Here is a 7,015-nt window from a genome sequence, read left to right on the forward strand (position 1 = left end):
AGGTGCTGACGTACATGTGGCCCGGGTTCAGACAGTTGTCATGGGTGCACAGCCGGGCGAGGACCTGCCCGGATCCCATCGGGCCGTGGTGCTGGATCCACACGGCACGGCCCAGCCGGGCCACCGTGCCGTTCACACATACGCGGAGGGAAGCGAACGCCCGAGCCGGCTCGAAGAGCAGACACCCGCCGGGCGTCGGCATGAGCTGCTCGGCCAATTACTCAAGAAGTGCCGTGCGACCATCGAGAGACCCCGCGATCACCACGGAGTGGTCCGGTTTCACGCACATCCGGTGCTCGCCCCCCGCACCTGAGCAGGGAGCACCGCACTGCCCAACGTCCTGATGTACAGCTCGCGGCGCACGGTGACGGTCCGGCCCTGCCACCTCATCGTGGGCGAGCCGTTCCTGCAGGAACCACTCCACAGCAGGTGCTCGCCCGCCTCGGCCGGCATGCAGCTCGCCTTGCGGAGCAGAGGATCTGAGGAGTCTGCGTACACGTGGATCAGAGTGGCACCCGCACCCGCACCCGCTCAACGGCTGACTGACATCCCGCCCGTGTGCACGGATTCCCTGCGGGCGGCCGGCTGCACGGCGCCGGACACCGGCGATCGCGGCTTAACGGGTCCATCGGACGGAGGCGCTGCGGGTGCCTCGGCAGCGATGAACCGTGAAGGTGAGACAGAGGCACTCGGCCCCCGGACGAACAAGCCGGACGGCGACCGGACGGCGAGAGGGACGAACGAGAGAAAGGGGCCTCATGGCGCTCTCCCCGTACTCGATCCGCGCCAGGGTCCGTAGAGCCGCGTTCGTCCTGCTCACCGGGGCGGCGCTGCTGGGCATGGCCCCCGCGGAAGCCGCGACGAGCACCTCCCTACCGGCGGCCACGGCCCGGTGCACCGCCGACACCGGGCCATACCAGCGGCAGTTGGAGGGGTTCTTGCGGCTGCGCGTGGACGGAGTGCAGTCGGACGCGGACTGCGAGGCGATCCGTCGGTTCCAACAGCGCCAGGGGGTGCGTCCGGCCGACGGGACGGCGAACCTGTGGACGTACCGCATGATGCTCGTCGTCCAGGCCGGACGGAACCCGAACCGCGCCGGGCACTGCCCCGTGCGTCCGCGCCGGGTGACGTGTGTGGACATGGACCGCCAGCTCCTGTGGGTGCAGACCGGCCGCCGCGTGGACTTCGGGCCTGTGCCCGTGCGCACCGGACGCGATGGGCAGGAGACCCGCCACGGCTGGCACACCGTGTACTGGCGCCACCGCGACCACTACTCGAACCTCTTCCACCATGCGCCGATGCCGTACGCCCAGTTCTTCGACCGAGGGCAGGCACTGCACGGCTCGCCCCACGATCTGTACAACGGTGGCGGCTCGGCGGGCTGCATCAATCTGCGGGTCCCCGACGCGGAGCGGCTGTGGCAGTTGCTCAAGGTGGGCGACCTGGTCTACGTGTGGGGAGCCAAGCCGGGCACCCTGGGCTGACACGCGGTACGGCCGGGCGTGGCATCTGGGATGCCCGCGCCCGGCCGTACCGTACGGCTGTCGGGTCCGGTCAGCCCTTCTTCCCGTGCTCTCCACGCCGGTTGGCGAGCTTCACGGTGACGCCCTTGGGGGCGTTGCGGGCGGTGACCTGGTAGGGCCCGGTGACCGGGCGTGAGGGCAGTGCATAGCCCTCCGGCACGGCGGTCTCCTGGAGGTAGTACGCACCGAGCGGAAGGCCCGCGAAGGCACAGCGGCCCGTCCTGTCGGTGGCGCAGCCTCGGCCGACGGCGGTGTCGGGGCGGGCGCCCGAAGTCTGCGGGCCGGGGCGGCCGTTGGTCTCACGCCAGAGCCGGAACACGGCTCCGGCCAGCGGCCGGCCGCTCTTCTTGTCGGTCTTGGCCACGGCGATGGAACCCTTGGGAGCACGGTGCCGGGTGTCCTTGGCGGTCACCGAGACGCCCTTGTCGGCGTTGTCCTTGGTCAGGGCGAGCGGGCCGAAGACGGCGGGCGACGGCAGGTCGTAACCGGCCGGGGCCTTGACCTCCTGCCAGTAGTACGTGCCGAAGGGCACGGTCTGCTCGCAGACTCCGGAGCCCGCCGTGGTGCACGGGGCGTCCCTGGGAACGTCGGGGTCGGTGCCCGAAGTCTGCAGGCCCGGGCGACCGTTGGCCTCGATCCACAGTTGGAAGACGCCCCCGCCGAGCGGCCGTCCGGTCTCCTTGTCCGTCTTGAGGACGCGGACCTCACCAAAGGCGGGGCCTCGTTCCTTCGCGTTGGTGGCGGTCACCGAGACACCCGCGTCGGCGTTGCCCTTGGTGAGGGTGATCGGGCCCAGGACACCGGGGTTGGGCGGGACGTAGCCGGGCGGGGCCTGGACCTCGCGCCAGTAGTAGGCGCCCAGCGGCACCGTCTGGACGCATTCGCCCGCCGCCTCGGTGGTGCAGGCGGCGCCGATGAGGGTGTCCGGCTTGGCGCCACCCATCTGGAGACCGGTCTGCCCGTTGGTCTCCTGCCACAGCTCGAAGATGGCCCCGGCGATCGGGTCGCCGGAGTCCTTGTCGGTCTTGAGGACCTTCACCTCCCCCTCGGTGGGTGCGACGGCGCAGTCGGGCAGGTCCCCCTCAAAGGGGTAGTTGTGGAACTCCTGGCCGCCGCCGCCCGAGGCCGAGCTGGTGTGGGTGAGCGAACCGGTGGTGAAGAAGCGCCCGTTCATGCCCGGCAGGCTCACCGTCGTCGTCGACGCCTGGTCACCGATCAGGACGCTGCCCTGGAACTGCCCGGTGCCCTTGAACTCGACGGACGTCGCGTCCGGGAAGTTCCACAAGAGGCGGCTGCGCATCTGGTTGAGCTGGCTGGAGTCGTCGATGGTGCCGCTGTAGGTGTTGATGACGCGGCGGGTGCCCAGGACGTTCACCAGGACGGTGGCGTCGGCCGGGATGTTCGCGAAGCGGACGCCCTCCTGCCCGCCGCTCGCGCTCTGCAGGTCGAAGTCGACGTTGAAGACCTGGATCTTCGAGGTGCCGTCACCGGTGAAGAGCGTCTCGCCGCCCGCGTGCACCGCGGTTCCCGTGGGCGGGCGGGTGCTGCTGCCGCCGGTGGGGTGGGCGTAGCACCGGCTGGCCTCGGTGAGCTGGTTGCGCAGCGGGATGTACGGGGTGGCCGCGTTCGGGTCCCGGACGTTCTGCTGGGCGACGATGGTGCCGCGGTCCGTGCCCGCGTGCCGCACGACTCCCTCGTCGGCGAGAAGGCGCTGCCCACTGGCGACGGTCACATCGCCACCGGTGGTGAGCCAGTCGGAGCCCACCGGCGGGGCGACGCGCGAACCGACGCCCGCCTCACCGATGTTGTAGATGCCGCTGACTCCCGCTCCCTTCTGCTGGTCGAAGTCACCGAGCACCACGACCCGCCCCTCGGCCTCAGCCGCTTTCTCCCGGACCCGGAAGTCCCCGCCGACGTACACGTTGATGGCGTTGTCGCGGTACTGGATCGACCCGTTGTTGATGGGTGGATAGTCGCCGGACGGACAGTTGCCCGGCACGCACGGCCCGAGCCCGCCGGGCAGCGGCTTCGCGGCCAGCGCCGCCCCGGACACGGTCGCGGACGCAGTCGCAGTCGCAGTCGCAGTCGCGGACGCGGTCGCGGCGGGTGCCGGCGAGGCAGCCGTGGCACCCAGGACCGCCACCACCAGCAGCGCTGCGCGCAGGCGAGGACGCGCGGTCGGGCCGAGCGGTCTCGGCCCGGCAGTGAGCAAGAGACGGAACACGGGGACAACCAGCTCCTCAGGCAGTGTGATGATCCCCCTCGCCTCAGATTCACACGTCGGCACCCACCCCTTCCCCGGTCGTCCCGATGTCGTGCGCAACCCCACCCCAAAGGAGCAGGAGAGGGCTCGCGGGTCGGGACCACGTCATCAGGGGCGCCCGTCGAGAGGAGCTCCACCGGTACGCCCCCTCAACCGACGCGCCCCACCCGTCAGAACCTCAGAACCTGTCCGTGAACTGATTGTTCGGGAGCCTTGTGACGGCTGGTATCCCGTCAAGACGGACTGTCCCGCATGGAGTTGATCGCACGGGGGCGGGACGCTGACGTGACGGGGGTGGGCGGTGCGGCGGGGTGGCGTGAGGCCCAGGCGGTGAGGCCGGTGAGCATGGTGTAGAGCTCGCGCGCCTCGTCGGTGGCGGTGTACTCGACCTTGGGCGGCACCGTGGGATACACGGTGCGGGTCAGCAATCCGTTCTCTTCCAGGTCGCGCAGTGTCAGCGTGAGGATCCGGCGGCTGATCCCGTTCAGCGCCCGCTCGAGTTCACCGAATCGGACAGGCCCGCGCGTGATTTCGCTCAGGACGCCGAGCGTCCATTTCCCGCTCACCTTGCCGAGCACGTCGAGAACGGTGCAGACCTCGCGGCCGGCGGCTTCCTCGGCCGTGCATGCGTTCCTACGTGACATAAATGTGCCTACTTCCGTTGTGCGACGTGCTCTTTGAGGATGGGGTGCGGGCACGCCAGTGCCTCCGCGTGAGACGGCCTGGGCCGTTCGCGCCGATCCACATGCTCAGTAAGAGGCGAGGTACGACTGGTGAACAACGACCACGGAACGGCGGAACTTCCCGTTCAGGTAGCGCTCGACGCCACGGTGCGGGAACTGTTCGACGGGCGGAACTTCGCCGTGGTGGCGACGCTCAACCCCGATGGCGGCCCACAGACCTCCGTCGTCTGGGTCGGGCTCCGGGGCGGCTCCGTGGTCTTCTCCACGACCGCGGGGCGGAAGAAGGCACGGAACCTCGCCCGGGATCCGCGGATCAGCCTGACGGTCTACGACCGTGCGAATCCCTACCGGTCAGTGGAAATCCGGGGAACCGCCGAGCTGTTGCCGGACCCGGACAAGGTGCTGCCGCGCGAACTGTCCCAGCGGTATCTCGGCGAGGACCCGCCGGCGGAGCCGGCCGACATCAGCAGGCTGATCGTGCGGATCACCGCGCAGAAGGTCATCGCGATATCCCTCTAGACCGTGGCAGCGGTGGTCCGCGACGGGGACGCACGGCGGGTTCGCCAGGACGAGCCGCATCCGGGGCCACTGCGGAGACGCTCCGGACACCCGGGCGTCCATTGCCTGTCCGGATCCGGGTCAGGGTCCGCATCCGGATCCGGGTCAGGGGCGGCGGGCAGTGGCATGAGGCGGAGATCCACACGCGCGTGCAGCATCCGAGCGGCGAGGTGGTTCAGGTGCCTGTGACCTTGGCGGTGCGGCGGTGCGGCGGTGAGCCCGCTGCCCCTGGTGCGGGGCACCAGGGGCAGCGGTACTTCTCAGCGTGATGTCAACGACGCCGCCGATGTCAGCGGTAGTAGATGGTCATGATGGTCTTGCTGTCGTCGCACCACACCTCGTTGAACCCGTTGGCCTTGGCGTTCGGGAGCTCCGAGGCTTCGCACGCCGCCTTGGACGGGTACGCCTCGGCGCCCTGGAGTACCCAGCCCGCGCCGGGGGGACCTGCGGCGAAGGCGGAGGTGCTGGTGAACGGAACAGCAACCGCCGCTGCCCCCACAGCGAGACCGATGCCTATGCGAGTACGCCACGACTTCACAGATGTCTCCTTGCTTGTCATCCCGCTCTGAGTTGGTCACGCCCAGAGAGCGGGCCGAACCGATCTCCCCCACCGTGATGCGTCGGGCCTCACGCCTCCAGAGCCCGAGGGGCAGCCCCTTGGAAGCGAAAGGGCACGCAACAGTGTCCCGGCGCGAACCAACCGATCGACCTCGATGGCCTTCTGCACGAACTGACCGCGGCCATGGAACTGGACCGGCCCGCACGAGCCGACGGCGTGTGGCAGTCCGGACAGCACCAGTCGGCCCCCGGGCGCGTGCGGGCCCGAATGCGGATCACCCCGCCGACCACGGCCACCTCGTCCACCACCACCGCACCCAGGCCCCATCCGCACCCCTCTCCCACCGCCCCCAGAACAACAAGAAGAGGCCGCCCTCACGGGACGGGCCCCCTGCCTGTGGTTTTCACCGACATCTCTGTCGGGACGACAGGATTTGAACCTGCGCCCCCTTGACCCACAGCCGTGAGCTCCCTCTCCCGTTCACTCTCTGGCACACCGTTGCATCACCATTGCGGTATATAGCCGTCCGCACGGCGCTGTACCCACAACTCCGCGCCGGATTCGCGCACTTCGGATTCACCGAGAGCAACGCGCACCTATACCCTGCCGTAAGGCTCCAGATCGCGACCCGCCTTGGTCATCCGCACCAGCGGGGCATCCCACCGTCGGAGAATCGGAGAAGGCGAGACGCACCGCCGACGTCTTCGGGGCGACCATTCCGCCCGACGCCCTGACCAGACCGGTATCGATCTCCTTCCAGCCGCCGCCCGTCCGGCCCCGGACCGGGCGCAGGTATTCCCGCGCCTCCAGGTTCCCGTCTGCGGTGGCATAGGCGTCGCTGGACTCACCGCGCAGTGATCTCACCTCTACCTGCTCACCGGTCCGCTTCGCCGTGGCAATGGCGGCCTCCGCCTCCAACCGGCCGCCACTGTCGGCCTTCTGGGCCGACGTCGTCGCCCCCCTCTGGCCTGTACCTGGCCGGTGGCGGCGGCACGCGCGCCAGCCGTGGCACCGGGACCAGCAGGCCCACGCAGACCCAGAAGCAGGGGCGGCTCATGCGCGTCCCCCTCGGCGCCCCCGCCAAGCAGTGGCAGGCCCCTGATTCCACGACCTGACCGTCGCCGGTGGGCGACGGCACCGACGCCGACACCTGGACCACACTCCAGCAACTCACCGAACACCTCCAGAGCGCCACAGAAGACTCCTCGCCCACCCAAGACGCACGCCAATCCGGATGACTCGCCCTGCTCCACAGAGCATCAACTGGGCTTGCCTTCCAGGAAATCGTGAAGTGCGCGGCTCGGACCTCAATCGCCGCGCCCGGCTTGCGAGCTCACTCGCACAGAGCCTCGGAGGGGTCCTCTGCCCGCCTCGAACCGAGGATCAGCGACGGCAGAACAAGAGCCGGCTCGCACAGCATGTGCTGTGC

General features: G+C 69.6%; 5 protein-coding genes. 2 read left to right on the plus strand and 3 right to left on the minus strand.

The genetic code is table 11. The annotated features are described in order from the left end of the window. Positions 1–758 precede the first annotated feature (758 nt). A complete protein-coding gene (locus tag ACFWYM_RS15125) occupies positions 759–1,484 on the plus strand; it encodes a L,D-transpeptidase family protein (RefSeq protein ID WP_384835690.1) in 726 nt (241 codons plus the stop codon). A 70-nt stretch (positions 1,485–1,554) separates the two neighbouring features. On the opposite strand, the gene ACFWYM_RS15130 is transcribed toward ACFWYM_RS15125, so the two are convergent. Continuing rightward, positions 1,555–3,576, minus strand: a complete 2,022-nt coding sequence (locus ACFWYM_RS15130) for a choice-of-anchor A family protein (protein ID WP_384835693.1) — start codon at positions 3,574–3,576, stop codon at positions 1,555–1,557. 443 nt (positions 3,577–4,019) lie between these two features. Continuing rightward, positions 4,020–4,364 carry a winged helix-turn-helix transcriptional regulator gene (locus tag ACFWYM_RS15135; RefSeq protein WP_384835696.1) on the minus strand — a complete coding sequence of 115 codons (345 nt, stop codon included), beginning with the start codon at positions 4,362–4,364 and terminating at the stop codon, positions 4,020–4,022. Between the two features lie 195 nt (positions 4,365–4,559). Here ACFWYM_RS15135 and ACFWYM_RS15140 point away from each other — a divergent pair, with 195 nt between their 5' ends. Further along, positions 4,560–4,988, plus strand: a complete 429-nt coding sequence (locus ACFWYM_RS15140) for a PPOX class F420-dependent oxidoreductase (protein WP_384835699.1) — start codon at positions 4,560–4,562, stop codon at positions 4,986–4,988. Positions 4,989–5,316: 328 nt separating this feature from the next. Here ACFWYM_RS15140 and ACFWYM_RS15145 read toward each other — a convergent pair whose 3' ends face one another. Further along, complete coding sequence (locus ACFWYM_RS15145) at positions 5,317–5,565, minus strand: hypothetical protein (RefSeq protein WP_384835702.1); 249 nt, start codon at positions 5,563–5,565, stop codon at positions 5,317–5,319. Positions 5,566–7,015 lie beyond the last annotated feature (1,450 nt).

The organism is Streptomyces sp. NPDC059009 (genome assembly GCF_042740175.1).
Classification (GTDB): domain Bacteria; phylum Actinomycetota; class Actinomycetes; order Streptomycetales; family Streptomycetaceae; genus Streptomyces.